Annotated in this window: 18 protein-coding genes; 13 read left to right on the plus strand and 5 right to left on the minus strand. The window is 43.7% G+C overall.

What is annotated here, in order from left to right; translation table 11 throughout:
* Positions 1–115 precede the first annotated feature (115 nt).
* The 6 genes from MHH46_RS04125 to MHH46_RS04150 all read left to right on the plus strand — a co-directional run bounded on the left by MHH46_RS04125 (position 116) and on the right by MHH46_RS04150 (position 6,516).
* Positions 116–1,480 carry a Dyp-type peroxidase gene (locus MHH46_RS04125; RefSeq protein WP_081387734.1) on the plus strand — a complete coding sequence of 455 codons (1,365 nt, stop codon included), beginning with the start codon at positions 116–118 and terminating at the stop codon, positions 1,478–1,480.
* 2 nt (positions 1,481–1,482) lie between these two features.
* Positions 1,483–1,977: a hypothetical protein gene (locus tag MHH46_RS04130; RefSeq protein ID WP_143762704.1), complete on the plus strand. Its 495-nt coding sequence runs from the start codon at positions 1,483–1,485 to the stop codon at positions 1,975–1,977.
* A gap of 64 nt (positions 1,978–2,041) precedes the next feature.
* Entirely contained in the window at positions 2,042–2,977 is a 936-nt protein-coding gene (locus MHH46_RS04135; protein WP_076190136.1) for a catalase family peroxidase, read from the plus strand.
* Positions 2,978–3,113: 136 nt separating this feature from the next.
* Positions 3,114–4,391: a glycoside hydrolase family 5 protein gene (locus MHH46_RS04140; protein WP_076190137.1), complete on the plus strand. Its 1,278-nt coding sequence runs from the start codon at positions 3,114–3,116 to the stop codon at positions 4,389–4,391.
* Positions 4,392–4,475: 84 nt separating this feature from the next.
* Entirely contained in the window at positions 4,476–5,123 is a 648-nt protein-coding gene (locus MHH46_RS04145) for a response regulator transcription factor (protein WP_076130096.1), read from the plus strand.
* The gene (locus MHH46_RS04150) at positions 5,107–6,516 is read left to right on the plus strand and encodes a HAMP domain-containing sensor histidine kinase (protein WP_081387735.1); all 1,410 of its coding nucleotides are present in this window, start codon (positions 5,107–5,109) and stop codon (positions 6,514–6,516) included. Before MHH46_RS04145 ends, MHH46_RS04150 begins: the two co-directional genes overlap by 17 nt.
* A gap of 192 nt (positions 6,517–6,708) precedes the next feature.
* Here the strand turns inward: MHH46_RS04150 and MHH46_RS04155 are convergent, their stop codons facing one another.
* From MHH46_RS04155 to MHH46_RS04165, 3 genes are read right to left on the minus strand one after another with little or no spacing between them, the layout of a single operon-like run.
* Complete coding sequence (locus MHH46_RS04155; RefSeq protein WP_076190138.1) at positions 6,709–7,848, minus strand: DHHW family protein; 1,140 nt, start codon at positions 7,846–7,848, stop codon at positions 6,709–6,711.
* Between the two features lie 20 nt (positions 7,849–7,868).
* The gene (locus MHH46_RS04160) at positions 7,869–9,254 is read right to left on the minus strand and encodes an MBOAT family protein (RefSeq protein WP_076190139.1); all 1,386 of its coding nucleotides are present in this window, start codon (positions 9,252–9,254) and stop codon (positions 7,869–7,871) included.
* Between the two features lie 6 nt (positions 9,255–9,260).
* Positions 9,261–9,761 carry a DUF4358 domain-containing protein gene (locus MHH46_RS04165; protein ID WP_036684911.1) on the minus strand — a complete coding sequence of 167 codons (501 nt, stop codon included), beginning with the start codon at positions 9,759–9,761 and terminating at the stop codon, positions 9,261–9,263.
* A 227-nt stretch (positions 9,762–9,988) separates the two neighbouring features.
* Between MHH46_RS04165 and MHH46_RS04170 the strand changes: the two genes are divergently transcribed.
* Both MHH46_RS04170 and MHH46_RS04175 read left to right on the plus strand, forming a co-directional pair.
* Positions 9,989–10,426, plus strand: a complete 438-nt coding sequence (locus MHH46_RS04170) for a HEAT repeat domain-containing protein (protein ID WP_036684913.1) — start codon at positions 9,989–9,991, stop codon at positions 10,424–10,426.
* An 11-nt stretch (positions 10,427–10,437) separates the two neighbouring features.
* Positions 10,438–11,016 (plus strand): SMI1/KNR4 family protein, encoded by a 579-nt coding sequence (locus MHH46_RS04175; protein ID WP_076190140.1) that lies wholly within the window; start codon positions 10,438–10,440, stop codon positions 11,014–11,016.
* Between the two features lie 91 nt (positions 11,017–11,107).
* Here MHH46_RS04175 and MHH46_RS04180 read toward each other — a convergent pair whose 3' ends face one another.
* Positions 11,108–12,703, minus strand: coding sequence for an acyl-CoA synthetase (locus MHH46_RS04180; protein WP_076190141.1), 1,596 nt, complete (start codon positions 12,701–12,703; stop codon positions 11,108–11,110).
* A gap of 169 nt (positions 12,704–12,872) precedes the next feature.
* Between MHH46_RS04180 and MHH46_RS04185 the strand changes: the two genes are divergently transcribed.
* Positions 12,873–13,394, plus strand: a complete 522-nt coding sequence (locus tag MHH46_RS04185) for a GNAT family N-acetyltransferase (protein ID WP_036684918.1) — start codon at positions 12,873–12,875, stop codon at positions 13,392–13,394.
* 186 nt (positions 13,395–13,580) lie between these two features.
* Positions 13,581–14,285, plus strand: coding sequence for a hypothetical protein (locus MHH46_RS04190; RefSeq protein ID WP_076190142.1), 705 nt, complete (start codon positions 13,581–13,583; stop codon positions 14,283–14,285).
* A gap of 99 nt (positions 14,286–14,384) precedes the next feature.
* Here the strand turns inward: MHH46_RS04190 and MHH46_RS04195 are convergent, their stop codons facing one another.
* Positions 14,385–14,510: a DUF4023 domain-containing protein gene (locus MHH46_RS04195; protein ID WP_051491363.1), complete on the minus strand. Its 126-nt coding sequence runs from the start codon at positions 14,508–14,510 to the stop codon at positions 14,385–14,387.
* Between the two features lie 168 nt (positions 14,511–14,678).
* Here MHH46_RS04195 and MHH46_RS04200 point away from each other — a divergent pair, with 168 nt between their 5' ends.
* The 3 genes from MHH46_RS04200 (at position 14,679) to MHH46_RS04210 (ending at position 21,009) form a co-directional block, all read left to right on the plus strand.
* On the plus strand, positions 14,679–19,037 hold the full coding sequence (locus tag MHH46_RS04200) for an S-layer homology domain-containing protein (RefSeq protein ID WP_076190143.1): 4,359 nt from the start codon (positions 14,679–14,681) through the stop codon (positions 19,035–19,037).
* Between the two features lie 110 nt (positions 19,038–19,147).
* Positions 19,148–20,706 (plus strand): IS3 family transposase gene (locus MHH46_RS04205; RefSeq protein ID WP_143762803.1). Its coding sequence is split into 2 segments (ribosomal slippage): positions 19,148–19,781 and positions 19,781–20,706, totalling 1,560 coding nucleotides; the frame shifts between segments, so codons are not numbered across the junction.
* A 159-nt stretch (positions 20,707–20,865) separates the two neighbouring features.
* A complete protein-coding gene (locus MHH46_RS04210; RefSeq protein ID WP_179086344.1) occupies positions 20,866–21,009 on the plus strand; it encodes a hypothetical protein in 144 nt (47 codons plus the stop codon).
* Positions 21,010–21,098: the final 89 nt, after the last annotated feature.

The following is a 21,098-nucleotide window of genomic DNA, read 5'->3' on the forward strand; positions in this document are numbered from 1 at the left end:
TGGGGAGGACTGTTAACCTGATTAACCATTTAGGGCTAAGTTTAATTAGATCGAGAGACGGATGAGAGAATACCCGTTTTTAATATTATGAAAACAACTTTAAGACGAGGGAGGAGTGAGCGTCATAGGTACAGAAACGGAAGAACTGAATTATGATGACATTCAAGGAATCGTCTTACAAGAACGGCCTACCCCCTACGTAGGAACCTATGTATTGCTGTCTATCGATCATCAACAGGACGGGAAAGTGATGCTGAAGCGGCTTCTCGACGAAGTGACGTCGGCCGGACAGTGGAATAATCCTCACGAAGGTGCTTGGGTCAACGTTGGTTTTACCTATCAAGGACTCCAGAAGCTGGGGATTCCCAAGGAGTCACTCAACAGCTTCGACCTGGAGTTCCGGGAGGGCATGGCTGTCCGGGCAGCTAAGCTAGGGGATGTAAACGAAAGCAGCCCGGAGCACTGGGAAGACCCGCTGGGTACTGACAAAGTCGATGTGGCGCTTGCTCTGTTCGCGCCCACCAAAGAAGCGCTGCTTCAAGCAGAAGAAGCAGCCCGTCGAATCCACTGCGAACTGAATGGTGTATCCGTCGTTTACCAGCTGGATGTCGGAATGAATCCTGACGGACGTACTCATCTGGGCTTCATGGATGGAATCAGCAATCCGAGAATCGAAGGAAACCATATACCCAATGCGGTGGGGCAGGAAGCGGAGATTAAAGCCGGTGAATTCCTGTTCGGGCATTTAAATGAATCCGGCACTATAACACAGGGACCACAGCCGGCAGAACTTGGCCACAATGGAAGTTACCTCAGTTTCCGTAAATTGCATATGAGGGTCGCGACTTTCCGTCGTTATTTGCGGGAGCATGCGGATAACCGGGAAGAGGAAGAACTTTTGGCCGCTAAAATGGTAGGAAGATGGCCGAGCGGAGCCCCTTTAAGTCTGGCTCCTGAAGCAGATGATCCGGCACTGGGCGAAGATGTCAGCCGACGGAACGCATTTACGTATGGGGATGATCATAAAGGGTTGAAATGTCCGGTAAGCTCGCATATCCGTCGTGCATTTCCCCGAGACAGCTTGCAGGATTCGGTTGTTAATGTGAACATTCACCGGTTGCTCCGGCGGTCAACGATGTATGGCCCTATACTGCCAAAAGGTGTAATGGAGGATGATGGTCAGGATAGAGGCCTTATTTTTGCAGGTATATGCAGCTCATTGTCCCGCCAATTCGAGTTTATCAAGAGCGATTGGTTAAATGGAGGCAATTTCGCGGGCATGTCAACCGAGAAAGACCCTATTACCGGTAAGAATGAGGGGGAAGGGATGTTTACCATTCCGGACAAACCTATTCGCCACCGGATGAAAGAAATTCCAAGTTTTTCAATCACCAAAGGCGGGGAGTATTTCTTTGTTCCCAGCATGACTGCATTGCGGTGGATGGCAGAGTTGGATCAACATACATCTAAGGAGGAATAAACATGTTAGAAGCACAAGATCAGACTAATCCAATTACAAGCGCTGGACGTGCCGGCCTGCGGGAAGGTGAAATATCTGAGCTTACCATCATTGCGCCGCTTAAAGAAGGTGGGGCGGATCGTCTCCGTGAGAAGCTGAAAAAAAGCGCATCAAGACAAGCCGAAACGATGGCGAAGATCGCGACCGTTCACGACATGCGCTTCGTAATCTTTGATAACGACACCCGGCTGTTGTTCGCGACGGCTTATGATGGCGACTGGGATAGCTATATCGATGATTTTGGAACTGAAATTCCAGAGTTGTTGAATAACATGTTTAATGAAGTGAAGGATTTTCCGGGAATTGAATCTTCGGAAGCGAAAGATTTCATCGCTAACCATCAGATCACTGCATCCGGCTGGTACAGTGCTTATCCCGATGCCACGGTCAGAGATATTTGGCGCGGACAGCGAATTACGAAGGCCTGGAACGACTTGCTTGACGCATCACAAAGCTAAATAACTAGAAAAGGGGGCCTTGTCCCCTTTTCCTTCCTGATAAATTACAAAGAGGTGAACGAAAATGAACAATAATAAATCAGTGTCGTCTGAACTCGCAGAAGAAGCGGTAAACTCCATTGAGGAGGTAGCAGGCAAATATCCGGGTTATCGACGCGCGCACGCCAAAGGTGTTGTCTACCAGGCGGTGTTCACCCCTAACGGCCAAGCGGGTCCTTTAACAACAGCTGCACATTTGCAAAATCAAGAGGTGCAAGCTCTCGTACGCTTCTCCAATAGCTCGACTAATCCGTCCATCCCTGATGTTTTTTCGCCTGCAAAAGGAATGGCGGTTCAGTTTGTATTGCCTGATGGGGGCGTGACAAGTTTGGTGACAATTACATTGCCGATCTTTTTTGCCAAAACACCGCAATCCTTTATTAATATCTTACGTACAATTAAAGAAAATTCGTTTGAGGGAGCGACCATTGCAGACAAATTCAAAGCCGTCATGGAGAAGTATTCGGAAAGCCGGGCTGGGCTTCAAGCCGTGAAAATGCTGCAACCGCCACTCAGTTTTGCAACCAACCTTTATCATTCCATTCATGCCTATTACTTCACCAATGCTGCTGGCGAGCGGCGGGCTATTAAATATGAGTGGGAACCGGAAGCGGGTCTGCACTTTCTGGCCCAGGAAGAGGTGGAGAATCGATCTCCCGATTATTTGGAGGATGAACTAATCGAGAGACTGTCCAAAGGTCCTGTGGCGTTTCAATTGACAGTAATCCTCGGACAGGAGGGAGATCCTACGGATGACCCGGCGTCTGCTTGGCCTGAAGACCGGGAACGGATTGTTGTCGGCCATTTGTCGATCACCGGCGTGGCAGACGAGAAGGCTCAAGAGTACGTCTTTGATCCGACAGTTGTACCTGCCGGCATTGAATGCTCTGAAGATCCTATTCTGAACTTTCGTCATGATGCCTATGCGGAGTCACATTCCCGTCGAAGTACTAATCAGTAAGCATTTATTTTATATTCTATGAATATGATCGGGCTGTCCTAGAATGTCTGCCGACATCCTTAGGGCAGTCTTTTTAGGTATCTCTTGTGACACTCTTGTAACAGAGATTGGCTACGATAGGTTACGAGGTGAGAGAATGAAGAAGTTTAAAGGATTTATCGTATTGATTTTGTTGGCAGTCGTAGGATGCAGTGCAGCAACACCACAAGCAAATCTTGAACCGGAGAAGGAGGTAAAGAAAGAGGTCAATGAGAAGATCGCTTTCTGGGATCAACAGCGTAAAGGAACAAATTTCATGAATTCCAAATCTATACCCGAAAATTATGATGCAGCGAAAGAAAATAATATAGAGTTCATTCGACTTGCGCCAGATAAATGGGCAAAAGATAGTGATTTCCTGTTTAACGATCAACCGGATGCTAATCCAGATAAAGACTTTTTAATAGGGAATGCAGATAAATACGAGGGGCTTGTTGAGGATGATTTTACAGCGTTAAAAGCAGACTTGGATGCAGCCGAGGCGCGGGGTTCAAAAGTAGTGCTGACAGTCCTTAGTCTGCCCGGAGATCGGTGGCGGCAGTTTAATGATTATACAAATGATGATCGAATCTGGAAGGATTTCAGTTATCATGAACAAGCGGCAACGTTTTGGAAGGATCTTGCGGAAAGATTAAAGGATCATCCTGCGGTGGTCGGCTATAATCTGATTAATGAGCCACATCCTGAACAAGCTACTGGATTTAATGATTTCTGGACAGAGGATTACAACGAATGGTATAGCTCAGTGGAGAATACTCAGGCGGATTTGAATCTTTTATATGAGACTATTGTGACAGCGATTCGAACCGTAGATACGGAAACCCCTATTATCGTCAATTCTGGTCTGTATGCTACACCATGGGCCTTTAAATATTTGAAACCCATCGATGATGCGAATGTATTATATGCTTTTCATATGTACGAACCCTACGAACTCACCAGCCAAAATAAGAAAAAAGGCTTAACCTATGAATATCCTGGAACAGTTAAAGTAGGTGAGGAGAAGACGGAAAAAGCATTCAATAAGAAAGCCTTAAAGGATTTTCTAGAACCTATCGCACAGTGGGCAGAAAAAAATAACATCCCTGCTAATCGTATTGTCGCTGAAGAATTTGGCACGAACCGGCTTGTAAAAGGTGCAGATCAATACTTGGCTGATTTAATCTCGATTTTTGATGATTACGGCTGGCACTGGGCGTTTTATGCGTTCCGGGAGGATACTTGGGATGGCATGGATTATGAACTTGGCACTGAGCCACCAACCTGGGAGTATTGGGAAGCGATAGAGAAGGGTGAACAGCCTGATCGAAAGACGGTCGATAACCCGATATGGAACGTACTGACGAAGGGATTAGGTGTAGAGAAGTTGCAATAACGTAGCATGAAAATATATGAAAAGGTGAAACCTGTAAAGGATTTCGCCTTTTTCTTCTGATAATTATAGGAAGGAGAATCTGCTTTGAATATTTTAATTGCGGATGATGAGAAACATATGACCACTATATTGAAGACTTATTTTGAAAAAGAAGGCTATAACGTTTGGACAGCAGCGGATGGTGAAGAGGCGCTTGAGCTCTTTTTTTCGAATAGGATCGATCTGGTGGTGCTGGATTGGATGATGCCTAAGCGAAACGGGCTTGAGGTTTGTAATGAAATCAAGAAGGTTAGTTTGGCTAAAGTTGTAATGCTGACCGCAAGGTCTTCCCATGATGATGAATTCAGTGCCTTGGATATAGGAGCAGATGAATATATAAGAAAACCATTCGACCCAAGGATTTTGATGCTTAGAATTAAAAAAATGCTAGGCACTGAAAAAGTGGCTGCGATTAGGGATTTAGAAATCGATTTTGAGCGGAAGAAAGTTTACAAGAATGGGGCCGAACTGGCGTTATATAAAAAAGAATTTGAATTGCTAACCTTCCTGTATGAGCATAAAGGACGTATTTTATCCAGAGATGCCTTATTGTCTGCGGTTTGGGGAATGGATTATCTGGGCGAAGAAAGAACGGTAGATACGCATATTAAGAGGCTGCGCGATAAAATTGGGGCTGACCACGTGATCACGCATAGGGGAATGGGGTACAGCTTCCATGATAAAAATTCATAAAATAAGTACGAAGTTATTGATCATGGTGAGCATTATTTTGCTGATTGTTTTTGGTACGTCTTATTTCCTGCACAACTATTTCTCAGCAGATTATTACCTATACAAAATGAAAACCAAGATCAACACCATTTATGACGAAGTAAAGGATCTCCGTTTGGATCAACTCATGGAAAATGAAAGCAGGATCGAGAACAATAATAACGTAACCATTGTTAGGGTTGAAAACAGTGGAAGTACAGCAGAAATTAACGAAAATATTCAATTTGCGTTGTTTAAAGATAAGGTGGCACTTAATAAATTTTGGATCACAGATGAGGTATTACAAAAAGTAAAACAAGGCAACACGGTTAATCTTTTATTTAATCAGGGCAAATTGAAATCGAGTCTGTTAACGAAAATATACGAGCAGGATAGCAGTCTAATCCTCATAGGAACTGTGGTTGTGCACAATACAGATGCCTTGACCCTCGTAAATCAATTCAGCTTTTACTCCATTCTACTGGGGATTATTATCAGTTTGCTGTTAGTGGCTTATTTTTCAAAAAAGATCATTACACCGTTAGAACAATTACAGGATGTCGCGAAGGATATATCCAATCTCGATTTTAAACAAGTGACGATTCAAACGGGGGATGAAATCGAAGAGCTCTCGAAAAGCATCAATCAGATGAGTCAGCGTCTAAAGAGCACCCATGCCAAATTAGAGGAGAAAAATCAAAGTTTAAATACCCTTATCTCAAGCATTTCGCATGAAGTGAAAACACCATTATCCTTAATCCAAGCCTATACGATTGGCATTCAGGACGGTCTGGATGATGGCACGTATACGGATATCATTTTGGAGCAAGTGAAGTATACGTCGGATATGGTGGATTATTTAATTAAATTGTCCAAGATCCAGAAGTCAGAAGTGCATAAAGAGCCTTTTGATCTTAAAGAGCTTCTGCTAAAAGTGATCTCACAATATAATATTACGTTAAAAAATAAAAACATAACCTTAATGAGCGACTTTCATTCGCTTGAATCCTCAATCGTTGAAGAAGATATCAGCCAAATCGAGATAGTATTCAACAACTTAATTAGTAATGCCATTAAATATGGTGAAGAGGATTTTTTTGAAATAAAACTAGGGAGTGACACTACTCGTACATTAAAATTTACGATCTCCAATAAAACCACTCGCCTGAAAACGGAGCATTTAGCGTATATCTGGGACCCATTCTATGTAATTGAAGAGTCTCGAAATAAAGAAATCTCCGGTACTGGACTTGGTCTGTCCATCGTCGCGGAGATTCTTGGCAAAAATGATCTGAAATACGAGTCCAAATTAGAGGACTCATATATTAGTTTTAGTATTTGGTTTGAAGTAACGGAGGGAATTTTGGAACTGTAGGAGCGTTAGCGTTCGCCTGAAAGCTTTCCGAAGGAAAGCTCGCATCGGAAGCATAAGCTGTCTCCGGAGGTTATCCGCTGATAGCGGTAAAATCAAAAACATCTGGAGACAACAGCGACCGAAAGTCCAACATTCCCGCAGTTACGCACAACACCTATTAAAGATCTTTTCACCGCATCCATCGCAATATCATTAATTTAACTTCAATAGCGCCGCATTATCAATAAAAGTAGCCGTATTAAAAAGCAGCAAGACATCCTTGATATCATTTTGAGCCATATAATCACTGATGTTTCCATTATAATAACGGATATCGATCACATGGATTTCAGGCACATGCTGAGTCAGGAAAGGAATAACGCTATGTGCATAAGAGTCCTTGATGACGAGCAGCTTTTTCTGTTTGACCGTTGTTGGATCAAGCTGACTGGTGATTTTCATGAGCGCATGTACGCCCCCTAGGAAATAAGAGTACTTATCCTTTTTCACCAGATAACTTAGGTCATACATACTTTTTAAAGTCTCACCGGTATCTTGAATGTACATTTGGGTGGATACCTCATGATTAGGTTTGTACATTTGAATGGAATCAGGTGTGACCCCGATAAATTGCCCCCGGGTATGATAGCTTCCGAGAAATGAATTACTCACAGTCTGAATCTGGTATTCGCTCTGGGACAGAGGCTGCCAGCCCATGCTTTGAGCATAGGCTACATAAGCTAAGTAGGCACCGTAGGTTGTCCAGTGATGGTCGGTCCGATAGTAAATGGGCTCTGCGGCATGTGGGCTAAGAACATCAAATCCATTTATAAAAGTAAGGCTATCTCCTACATCCTTAGCTATTGTTTGATTCACCTCAGCTTGCGAGTAGACAGGAGCTAACCAGGGTAGACGTTCCTTGTACAAGCCAACCGATGTAGGTGCCAATAAGAAAGTGGTGTTTGCATCGGGATTGTTATCGGCAAAGCGTTTCACAGCTGCTGCATATTGCTGAACTTTAGTGTAATCAGGTGCTGCGAATTTTTCGAAAAGATAGCCGTCTTTTCCTTTATAGATTCCGTTATTCTCTTGCTGCAGCCTCATCTGTTCCACCGCCGATTTCACCCATACCCATTTGGCCCGAAATGGAAAATGATCAGTTACAAAGCTTTCGGCCTCTTCCGCATAGGTGTGGGATAATAAATTGTCCCATGTCAGATGTGGGGCCTTTTGCAAATACCGGTTCTCAAGCTCAGAGAAACGCTGAACAGGCAGTAAGAAAAAGAGGATAGCGACCAGAAATAACGTTGCAACAAATCCCCCAGCCAGGATTCGATCCGTCTTCTGCTTCATAAACAATCACCCCCTAATGGTTAGAACCGGAAATATAAAAATGGATTAAAGGTTGCATCTACTAAGTAGGCAACAGATAGGAAAAATAACACACCATACCAAACAAGAGCAGGAACCGATCTAGAATCTATCCGCTTGGAGAGCTTCACAGGTGTAGAGGCAAAGGTTAACACCACGAGTAGAATCGCGTTCGTGTAAGTGAAGTATAAAGTGGTGTTATTCCATAACGGCTGTCCATTAAAGCCAAGCATCGCTTGTAAGTAGCCAATGACCAGAGGAAGTTCTTCAAAAGCGAATAAGACCCATCCGATGAGTATAAGTACTACAGCATATAAATGTCTTGTCCAACGGGGGAGGCGGCTTAATAGCTTTAATCCCCACCATTTTTCAAAGATAAGAATGACCCCGAAGTATAATCCCCAGAGCAGAAAATTCCAGCTTGCCCCGTGCCAGATTCCCGTGAGCAGCCACACGATGAGAATGTTGCGCACTTGAACGCTTAACCCCCGGCGGTTGCCTCCAAGCGGGATGTAGACATAGTCACGAAACCAACTGCTAAGGGAAATATGCCATCTCCGCCAAAAGTCAGTAATACTCTGAGAGATATAAGGTTTGTTGAAGTTCTCGTTAAAGCGGAAGCCGAACATGAGACCGAGACCAATAGCCATATCCGAATACCCGCTGAAGTCAAAATAGATCTGAAAAGCAAACGCAATAATCCCAAGCCAAGCGGTAAAAGCAGGCAGGGAATCTAGATTGGAGCTGGATATGGTGTGCCAGAGCAGACCGATGTTGTTGGCGAGCAGTACTTTTTTGGCTAATCCGATTATGAATCTCCGTACACCTTCTGCGAACATGGGGATATCGACCGAACGTTCACGTAGTTGCCCGGCAATGGTGTTATATTGAACAATCGGACCTGCTACTAACTGTGGAAACAGGGCTACAAATGTACCGAAATCAATCCAATTGCGTTGTGCTTTCGTAGTTCCTCTATAGACGTCAATAATGTAGGACATGGATTGAAAAGTATAAAATGAAATCCCAATAGGTAAAGGTAAATCCGTTAAAGGAATATGTGTACCGAGGAGTCCATTTATATTTTGGATGAGAAAATCTGCGTATTTAAAATACGACAATAAGCCTAGATTAATAATGACGGAACTAACCACAATCCACTTGCGCTGCACCGCAGTCAGCTTTGGTCTGCTGAGCAGTAGACCAAAGCTGTAATCTGTAATGGTGGACAGCAACATGATTACAATGTAGACAGGTTCGCCCCAAGCATAAAAAACCAGGCTGCTTAAAAACAATATGAGGTTTTTGATTCGCCAGGGCGAAACATAATAGAGCGCTAGGACAGCCGGCAGGAATAGGAATAGGAAAAGTAGGCTGCTGAATACCATGGTTATTTATTTTTCTGTGAAGTAAGTATCGAAGTCTGCTACGAGTTTATCTTGATCCGCAGGATCAGCAATAACGAACAGGAAATAGTTACCCTTTTTAATAAGTTTATAGTTCTTGGCATTTTCGTATTGATCAGGCAGATAGGTTTCGAATTGTTTTTGAACATCTGTTGCACGCGCTTTGATGGCATCCTCAACAGTAGTCATATCTTTTACATCTTTAACTTTCAGAACGGCGATTTCGTTAGTTTTCACATTCATCATAGGCATTCTAATGCTATAATCTTCAAGCAATTCTGGGTTGAGATGATATAGCTGTTCGACTGTAGCCGCATCAAGCTCCATTAATGATGGCTGCTCTACTTTGCTCAGCATTTGATCGACCATTTCTTTTGCAGTTAGATTCGTTTCAATGGCAGCTCCATTGTTACTGTTGTTGCTGGAACAGGCGCCAAGCACCACACTTAGTACAATGGTTAACGCTAGCATGAAGGTATGCTTTTTCAACTTAGGTCACTCTCCTTGATGTATTGTCTGAATTTCTCTAGTTACTAACGTATATAGTCGATAGAATGTTGCGCTGGGTACTTACTCCGGATACTTTACCCATATTTTTGCGGAAATATGATATTCACATGAATTCATGCAAAGATCTTCCTCTCTTAGCTTGCGCAATGGTTGGTTATACTGTTACTGTAAGATAGATAGTTTTTAATAGAAGGGGATTGAACGGAATGATCGAAGAACTGAACAATGAACTACCGGAGAATTATGAGGAATTAAAGAAAGCTGCCAACCGCTCTGCGGATTGGAGAGCGCGTCTAGAAGCAGTTGAAGAGCTGGGACAGACCAACCACAAACAAATTATCGATATCCTGACGCGTTTAATGGAGAGCGATCCTGTATATACAGTTCAAGAAGCTGCTTACCTTAAGCTGAAGGCTTTTGGTGAAGACGTTAAGGTGCCATCGAAGAACAAGCCTGAACTAGTTAAAGGCGTATCCAAGATCCTGCTGAGAATTAAAAAGAGCCTGCCAAGAGATCATTCTTACGAGGACTTCAAAGAGAAGCTGAAGAAGATGAGAGTTGACGTGTACGACGCTTATGAAGGTGAAAAAGGCGCTGACTTCGATACGTGGCTGATGAAGATGTGGACTTCCGCAAATAAGTAAAGGATGACAATATGCACACCAATAAATTGACAGAACAATTTCAAGAATACCTTAAGCTGTCCGCAGAATTACGCCCTGATTATATTGCCAGCTTGGGCAAGGGTGGTAACGAAGCAAAGATTACGGCTGTTTTGCCGGAGACTCCTGAACTGCTGAAAGCTATTTATAGCACTGTCTCAGGGACAAGCAGTGAGGAAGAGGAACCAAGCCTTATCGAATTTATTCCAGGGTACCGCCTGATTCATATGGATGAATATGAAGAGGAGATGAAGGTATTAGCTGGGATATTGGAGGAAAAAGGTCAACATCCTGATGGAGTTATCTTGCCTATCTTAACGAACTATGGCAGTGATTTCATTTGTTATTATAAGTCTGCTGAGGGTGTGGAACAGGTATGTGACCTGCTCCATGATTTCGGCGATTTAATTGTGATGTATGATTCGCCTGATAAATTCCTGGAGACCTTATGCGAGTTCTACAAGCAGGAGGTTTATTTCCTGGATGAAGAGGGCTACCTCGATTGCGATTTAGTATTAGAAGGCGAAGTTGGTGCGGCGCTGAACCCGGATGCGAAATATTGGTCCGAGTAACGGCCTGATGCCAAATAAACAAGAGCAGCAGTCCATTATGGATTGCTGCTCTTGTTTATTTTTTAATAAGGTGAATTTTATATGGCTATGTTTATTCCTGCGCAGCTTGGTTCTCCTGTTCACGAAGCTCTACTCGCCGTATTTTACCGGAGGTCGTCTTCGGAAGATCCTGAATAAACTCGATTTTGCGCGGATATTTATAAGGGGCTGTCCACTCTTTAACATGGGATTGCAGCTCTTTTACAAGCTCTGGTGAACCAACAATCTCATCCTTAAGCACGATAAATGCTTTAACAATGTGCCCACGGATTTCGTCTGGACTGGCAACGACCGCACATTCCTTAACGCAGGTATGCTTCATCAATGCTTCTTCTACCTCGAAAGGACCGATAGTATAACCTGAGCTAATGATGATGTCATCCCCACGACCCTCGAACCAGAAATAACCATCTTCATCCTTCTTTGCCCGGTCGCCGGTTATGAAGAATTCGCCGTGTGTGGAGCTTTCTTTTCTACCGGGATCTTTGTAATAAGTGTGGAACAGGGCTGGCATACTCAAATGTACGGCAATATCACCAACCACTCCAGCAGGCAGTGGCTTGCCGTCTTCGTCCACAACCTCGACTAAGCCGGGAGCGATTGATTTACCCATAGAACCAATGCGTATTGGAGTATCTTTGAGTGTTCCGATAATTAGGGTGCTTTCCGTCTGGCCGTACCCATCACGGATTGTGATATCGAACTCACGCTGAAAGGTGTTAATGACCTCTTGGTTTAATGGCTCTCCGGCAGATACTGCACAGCGCAGGGTAGACAAGTCGTAACGACCTAAGTCTTCTGTTTTAGCCATTAGACGATATTCCGTTGGGGTGCAGCATAATACTTGAATTTTGTGATCCTGCAATAGCTGCAAATATTTTTTGGGATGAAAGGATCCACTATATACAAAACCTGTAGCTCCGTTGCCAAGAACGGTTAAGAAGGGACTCCAGATCCACTTTTGCCAGCCGGGAGCTGCTGTTGCCCAGACGGTGTCAGATCCTTGAATATCCAGCCATTGAGGTGAGGTGATCCGCAAGTGAGCATAACCCCAGCCATGACTATGAACGACCGCTTTAGGGTTGCCGGTAGTACCTGAGGTGTAGGCGAGAATAGCCATATCATCCCGGCGGCTTGCGACTGCTGTGAAGGTATCTGGTTGTCCAACCATCAGACTTTCTAGATCCAGCCAGCCTTCACCGAGTTCGTCTGAGCTGCCAGATACGGAAAGACGGTAATCGAGAGCAGGAAGATCCTCTGAGATTTTATTAACTTCCCCGGTTACTTCGGACCAAGCAATAACGGCTCTGGCTTCAGAATGGCGCAGGCGGTAGGATAAATCTTTGGCACGCAGCATTTCTGAGGATGGAATGATGGCAAGTCCTTGTTTCAGACAAGCTAAATAGATGACATAAGCGATGATGCGGCGTGGAACCATAACAAGAACACGATCCCCTTGTTGCAGCCCAAGCTTCGCAAGTCCTCCGGCCAGCCGGTTAGCTTGTTTGCGTAATTCACCGTAAGTAATTTCCTCATAATCTCCTTGCTCATTTAACCACTTAAGCGCAATCTTCTCAGGAGCATGGCTTTCCATTTCCGAAGTGAGATTGTAGAACTCAGGTGCGATCCATTGCTGATTATCCAATATGAACCTCTCCTATATCAAACAAGATGTGTATAACTGTTCTATTTAGTATATCACGTTATCCTAGTACCAGGTACTAGTACCTTGAGTTCTTAATGAATTTCGGGTTAAGATAATATGTGTAAGGTAAACTTATAATAGACCACAAATCCAGAAAGTGAGAACTTATGTTATGAATCACACAACTTTTGATGAAATATTCGCTATTATGGAAGCCTCATTTCCTACTTCTGAGATCAGAACCTTTGAGGGACAACAGGAGTTATTGGACGTTCCAGATTATCGTCTCATTACCGAGATGAATTCTGAGGGTAAAATTGTTGCTTTTATGGCCTGCTGGGAGTTTCCCGGCTTTCGTTTTGTAGAACATATAGCAGTCGACCCAAGCATTAGAGGCGGAGGAATTGGCAAAAAGCTGATGACTGAATACATCAGTCTATCTAACAAGCCTGTCCTTTTGGAAGTTGAGCGGCCACTGGGTGAAATGGAGCAGCGGAGAATCGGCTTTTATGAGCGGCTGGGCTTTCATTTGAACCCTTACGATTATGTGCAGCCTCCTTTGCGTGAAGGAAATGAAGATTTACCACTCTTAATTATGACTTACCCTAACCCTGTTGATGAAGAAGAATTCCAACTTTATAGAGAAATTTTATATTCAGAAGTGTATAAGGTTACAACTCCGTATCAAGGTTAAAGCCCTCAGCAATCCGTTAAATCCTTATGGGATAAGCGGGTTGCTGTTTTTCTTATACAAACCAGAGCTTCAGATGAATAGTTTCTTTACAAATTGGGTACAAGTTAAATACAACTTAGAGACATATTCCTTTAAAACTTGAGCTAAAGTAAAAACCGAGATTGAACTTCTAAGGAGGCATAACATATGAAAAGTAAAAAGTTCATTATAGCAACGATGGTATTTGGGATGGCAATTACAGGTTCGGCTGGTGTGTACGCAGGAACTAAGCTGCAAAAAATCACCGCATACCTCAATCACAGCATTGGATTTAAAGTGAATGGTGCAGCTTATACGCCTGTTGATAATAAAGGTAACGCATTAGCTCCGATTACTTATAACAATACAACCTATCTTCCTGTACGTGCCTTGGCTGATGTGTTGAAGGTGCCAGTGACTTTTGATGCGGCAGCGAATCAGGTCATTCTGGGTACTGGAACTGTGGTGCCGGATAAAGATACATTAACACCAGTACAGTACAGCAACGCTCAAAAAGAACAAATTTCTAAAGCTTTTGCAAATTTCGATGGGTTTAAAACGGTTTATGCACCAGCACAAATGGTGAGTGGTGACGCTTTTCAAAAAGCAGCTAGCTCTGAAGATGGAGTGTACTTTTTGTTCGACCATATGAGGGTGAACGTTTCTCCACGTGACTACTCCTATGATTACAAAGGCGATACCGTAAAGCTTTCCAATGGTACAGAAGCTAAGTGGTACAGCCCTACCAGCGATTCATTGTTTTTGACCTATAAACTGGATGATCGTTTTGTGACGATTAGTTCTCCAGACAAGGCTTTGAGCAAGGCACAATTAGAGAAGGTAGCCGTGAATGTGGTGAAATGGAGTAAATAACTCCTTTAAAAGCAAAGCTCAATATACAAAAAGTAAAGCAGCAAGTCACTCCGATCCGGGAGGGCTTGCTGCTTTTTTTTGTTTTCGTGTCTGCGTGTTCTATTTACTGTGCTGTTTATTAGGCAGCTTTTGGCTTGGTGTTCCTTTACCGTGATTCTGTTTGTTCTTTTCTGCTTTCTTCTGGGTGTCGTGTACTTTGTCTACAAAAGCTTGAGTATCGTCCATGTTTGTCCTCCTTGATCATAACCTTGCCGTTACTGTAACCACTTTTGCCTGATTAAATACACAAGCCGTTTTTACAAACTAGTGGATCAATCCGTACATTGTGAAAATATTTAGTAGTTACTATGAATGGATGCAAGCATTTCATAATAACAGTAAGGGAGACTGATTATGAACAGGTTATTAAAACAAGCAGTATCCATGACACTAGCCTTTGTTATGGTACTGGGACTTACATTTACAGGAATGCCAGCTTTTGCAGAAGAAAGCAATGAGGATGCTGGATTACTGCAATTACAAACGCTAGAGCCAATTACACTACTGGCGGGCAATTCTACATGGAAATATCTAGATAACGGAACGGATCAAGGTTCGGTATGGCGGTCTGTTTACGATGATTCTACATGGGCATCAGGCCAAGCGCCGCTTGGTTATAAAGATTCTGGGGCCGGAGTCAGCAGCAAGCAATTTGGTGCTCTGAATACAAACATAAGCTACGGCACGGATAAAAAGAAGAAATATCGTACTTCCTATTTCCGGACAAATGTAACTGTGAATAAGGAAGAAATTACGAAATCGGATAAAGTATTAGGTAATTTTGCATTTGATGACGGAGTAGTGCTGTATCTGAATGGTGCAGAAATCTACCGCGAGGCTATGCCAGCTGGTGAAATCGACTATCAGACACTTAGTACAACTAATGGCAGTGATCCAAATGAGTATACAAAGGTTGACCTAACGGAAATCGTAAAAGCCAATCTGAAGGATGGAAGTAATGAGCTTTCAGCTGAAGTTCACCAGACGGGCGACACTAGCTCTGACCTTTATTGGGATATGAGCCTGATTGCTTATCCTGTAGTGGAGACAGTAGAACCTGGAGTTGGGAAGCCTGATTCTATCGCAATTACTTTTAATGGCAACCCGCAGACTAGTATGGGATTCAACTGGTATGCACCTGAAAGTGTGACTGGCACCAAACTGGAAGTAGTAGAAGTTTCTAAATTGGAGAATGGCCAGTTTCCTGCGGCAGGCGCTCAATCTTATGAAGGGACATCCGTTACAACTAGTGTGTATATGACAAAAGCGGATAAATCAGCTAAAAAACCAGTTGTGCTAACCAGCCATAAGGTAATAGCGGATCATCTGCAGCCGGGAACGGAATATGCTTACCGTGCTGGGGATGGACAAGCTGAGAACTGGAGCGACGTAGGAACTTTTAAGACAGAAGGCTCCAGTAATCAGGCTTATAAATTCTTATATACAACGGATTCCCAAGGAACAACTGAAGAAGATTTTGATATCTGGAATCATACCCTTCAAGAAGGATTAGCTAAATTCCCGGAAAGTGAGTTTATCCTGAATTCTGGTGATTTGGTGGATAACGGTGATATTGAGGAGCAATGGGGATGGTTTTTCAATAAGCCTAAGGATATTTTAGCGAATATTCCGTTGGTTCCTTTGGTAGGCAACCATGAAAGTAAAAATTATAGCAATTATAGCTCTCATTTTAATTTGCCGAACGTATCGAATACAGGTGCGAAACCTGATGGTTCTGTATATTCTTTTGACTACGGTTCAGCACACTTTATGGTAATTAATACAGAATATTATGGTGCAAGCTCGAATCTTGAGAATAACGAAATTTACAATAAACAAGTGGAGTGGCTTCGTAGCGAAGCGGCAAAAAGCAATCAGAAATGGAAGGTTGTGCTTCTGCATAAATCTCCTTATTCCGTTGCCAATCACACCAATGATACAGATGTACTCTTTTACAGAGCGCAATTAACGAAGGTGTTTGATGAGCTTGGTATCGACATGGTAATTGGCGGGCATGACCACACCTTTGCTAGAAGTTATCAGATGTACAATAACAAGCCATTGACGGATATTGTTCCGGATTCAAACGGAGTAGTAACTGATCCTAAAGGTACTTTATATCTGATTACAAATGCAGCGGGCAATAAGAAATACAACGTAGCTTCAGGAACATTCCCTTTTGCAGCTAAATACGGACAGCCTGGTAAGGAAATGTTCACGGGGATGACGGTAACGAATGATGAGCTTTCTTACGAAGCCTACACCACAACAACTGGTGGTTCTACAGACTTGTATGATAACTACAGCATTCATAAATCGGAAGTAGCAGTTAAACCTGTGCAAAATGCCAAGGCTACTGCAGCAGATGGTGCTAAAATAACGTTGACTTGGGATGCGCCAGCTTCCGGTGCACCAGTGTCTGGATATCGTATTTATGAGCAAAATGATCTGGTATCCGCAAATTGGACGGCCAGTGTTCCTAATGAAGAAGGTAAAACTTCTTATACTTACACTGTAGAAAATACTAATCCAAACCAAACCTATCAATTTGTTATCAAAGCTGTAAGTGAAAGAACAAATTCAGAAGCTGCTATCGCTTCAACGGATTCGATTAAAAAAGTTACAGTTACCTTTAATGGCGACCCAGTGAGTGCAAAAGGCTTCACTTGGTACACAGCGTTGAAGTCTACTGGAAACGATCTGCAGGTTGTAGAAAATACGGGCGTTACTCCAGACTTTGCTAAGGCTTCTGAGTTTACAGGACGTTCGGCGGTTTCCAGAAATTCAAAGGACGAATTAGTTCATAAAGCGGAAGCTTCGGGCCTGAAAGCTGATACAAAATACTACTTCCGTGTAGGTGATAAAGCACTAGGTCTGTGGAGTGCAGTGGGAACTTTTGAAACTGCCGCTAAGACAGGAGCATTTACTTTCATCGATTTGGCTGATACACAGGCTAAGACCGAAGATGAAGCGATTCTTTCCGGTGAAACGATGGCAAAAGCACTTACGACGTTCCCGAATGCTGAGTTTGTGGCGATTAACGGAGATATCGTGGATACCGGAACTAATGAATCCCAATGGAATTGGCTGCTTGGTCATTCGCAAGATACCCTGCTTAACACGACCATCGTGCCAGTGGCAGGGAATCATGAGGATAAGGCAAATGCCTTTTATGAGCACTACAATATTAAGGAAGCACCGGGCTCTGCAACAGAAACAGGAGCTTATTATTCCTATGATTACAGCAATGCTCACTTTGTAGTCCTGAATACAAATGAGAATTCCGATGAATTTGCTAACTTCAGCCAAGCACAGTTGGATTGGATGAAGGCTGACGTAAAAGCAGCGAAAGCTGCTGGAGCGAAATGGATTATCGTAGCTATGCATAAAGGTCCGTACACAACCTCTAACCACGCTACTGACAAAGACATTATGGGTACAAATGGAGAAAGAGCGAAGGTTGCTCCAATGATGGCTGAACTGGGCATTGACTTGGTTCTTCAAGGCCACGACCATATTTATGCCCGGACCAAGCCAATTAAAGCTGATGGAACTGCGGCAGACACAGTGAAGATCAAGGAAAGCTTCAAGGGTCAAACTGTAGAGTACACAGTAAATCCAGATGGAACGATCTATCTGATCCCAGCTACAGCGGGAGCGAAGGTTTACTACAAGAACATGAAACCAGAATTGGGAGATGCGTATTATAATCTCTTTGAAGTAGCAAATGAGAATACAGCTGCTAAATACGGGCCGGACCCAAGTGATGCTACGCGTCCAAAACGCGGTCAAGTTCAGACCTTTGTAGGTATTACTGTAGATGCTGGCAAATTAACAGCTGTATCTTATGAGATCGATCAGAATATTAATGATGCTAAACCATATGTTCTGGAAGAGTTCGGTATTATTAAGGAAGCAGATCCTGAAGTAAACCCAACACCAGAACCTACAACAACGCCGACAACAGCGCCAACGACAGCACCAACAACGGAACCTACAACGGAACCTACAACGGCGCCAACAACGGCACCAACAACGGAACCAACAACAGGATCATCAACAGGACCAGTGACAACAACAAAACCAACAGCAACACCAACGCCAACAGTAGCACCAACAGCTACACCAGCACCAATAACGGTGCCTACACCAACCGCAACACCAGTAGTCAAACCATCATTGACGGATACTGGCAGCCATTGGGCAGCAGCGGCTATTGAGAAAGCAGTAGCAGGGGGCTTCGTTAGTGGTTATCCGGATAATACTTTCCGTCCTAATCAGAAAGTAAATCGGGTTGAATTTATCACTATGCTGGCTCGTGCCCTGCAATTGCCGGACAGTGGTAGCACTTCAAGCTTTAAGGATTCAGCGAAGATTCCGGCATGGGCCAAGTCCTTTGTAGCTCAGGCAGTAGCTTTGCAAATTATCAGCGGCTATGATGATGGTACCTTCCGTCCTACGCAGGAGCTTACTCGCACTGAATTAGCAGTTATGGTTGTTAGGGCTCTGGGTATTACAGTAGATCCAAAAGCGACCTTAACCTTCAATGATGCTAAGGATGTACCCGCATGGGCAGTGCCATATATTGCAGCAGCAGCAGAAGCGGGCATTGTGAATGGCATAGGACAAAATCGTTTCGCACCTAACCAGGTAGCGTCCCGGGCCGAAGCAGTAACAATCATTCTGAACCTGCTGGAGAAGCAAGGAAAGTAACTAAATCGGATGGTTTGAAAAAAGATTGCCTCAAGGTCATCGTTGATATGCTCCCCATATAGTAGACAGGTGAAATAATAAAAACCTGTCGCTGTATGGGGAGCATTTTTATGGAACAAAAGAAGTTTACAGCACTGGAAAAGTTAACGATTCTCCAAGAAATTGAACGGGGCGACATTGGTTTGAAAACTGCGGCCCGGAAGTATGGAATATCCAAAAACTCATTAGTGAAGTGGCGGCAACGTTATCAATTGTATGGATACGAAGGGCTGGAAGTCCGAAGCTACAATCGTACATATTCTGCAGAACTTAAACTCCATGCCGTTAAGGACTATCTCGAGGGAGGATTGTCGCAAAACCAAATCATCTGCAAGTATAAGATTGCAAGTTCAACCCAACTCGCCAACTGGATTAGGAAGTATAATGGTCATAGCAACAGCTTAACAGCTCATTCAGGAGGAACTAAAGCTATGACCAAAGGACGCGTAACCACTTGGCAGGAACGGATAAATATCGTGCTGTACTGCCTTTCGAACAGAGAAGACTATGCGAAGACGGCAAGCCATTTTCACGTGTCTTACCAACAAGTATATAGCTGGGTAAAGAAGTACGAAGCTGGTGGTGAAGAGGCGTTACGAGACGGTAGAGGACGCACTAAAGCGCCTGAAGAACTTACGGAAGCAGATCGCCACAAACTCGCGATGCAAAAGCTGGAATACGAGAATGCACGCCTGCGTGCGGAGAATGCTTTTCTAAAAAAGTTAGAGGAACTCGAAAGGAGGAGACGTTAAGGACCATTCGCCAGGTGAACATCTACCTGGCCATTCAGGCCGTTCAGCAGGAACAGTCTTGCTCCATTCGGCTTTTGTGTGACATCGCAGGGATTTCACGGTCAAGTTATTACAAATGGTTGAATCGCAAACCCAGTTCTCGAGAGGCAGACAACGAGAAACTGACAGAGGCTATGCTCCTCTTGTATGAGAAGGTGGAACGAACCTTTGGGTATCGCCAATTGACCCTGCATTTGCGCAGACAAATGGATAAATCTATTAACGCAAAGCGAGTGTACCGGCTGATGAGATGCCAAGGCATCCAGTCAGTCATCCGCAGAAAGAAAAAGAAGTATGTAGGCTCCACGCCGCAGCAGGTTGCAGAGAATGTGCTGAACCGTAATTTTGAGGCTGAAGCTCCAAACCAAAAATGGGTAACGGATGTAACGGAATTCAAATACGGAAACGGCAAGAAGGCGTATTTAAGTGCAATAAAAGATCTGTATGACAAGTCGATTGTTGCTTACGTTCTGGGTCATTCCAATAATAATTCGCTAGTTTTTAACACACTGGAATTAGCTTTGAAGGCAGCACCGGAGAGCCGAACCTTACTCCATAGCGACCGTGGTTTTCAGTATACCTCTCTGCATTTTAAAAAGATGCTGGACGATGCAGAACTGAAGCAAAGCATGTCCCGAGTAGGCTGCTGCATTGACAATTCGCCGATGGAATCCTTCTGGGGAACATTGAAATGTGAGAAGTACTACTTACATTCCTACCAGACCTTTGAAGAACTCCAAACAGATATTGATACCTACATTCATTTTTACAATAACGAACGGTTACAGGCAAAACTAAACGGCCTCAGTCCCATTGAATTTAGGACTAAGGCCGCTTAAACTACTTTTATTTTTTGTGCTGTCTACTTGACGGGGTGCAGTTCACGTTGATGACGGAGAGGCAATCTTTTTTTCGTAGCTGGGTAGTGTGAGGGAGGCGGCGATACGGTGGTGCGGCGTAAAAGAGAGGCAAAAGTGCCTCGGATTTGAGCGAATGCGGTGGATTGGCGTGAAAGAGAGGCAAAAGTGCCTCTGATTGGAGTGAATACGGCGGATGGGCGTGAAAGAGAGGCAAAAATGCCTCTGATTGGAGTGAATACGGCGGATGGGCGTGAAAGAGAGGCAAAAGTGCCTTTGATTTGAGCGAATACGGCGGATGGGCGTGAAAGAGAGGCAAAAATGCCTTTGAAATGAGCGAATGCGGCGATTGGCGGATATGAGAGGCAAAAGTG

This window comes from Paenibacillus sp. FSL H8-0175 (assembly GCF_045040615.1).
Taxonomy (GTDB): Bacteria; Bacillota; Bacilli; order Paenibacillales; family Paenibacillaceae; genus Paenibacillus_AQ; species Paenibacillus_AQ odorifer.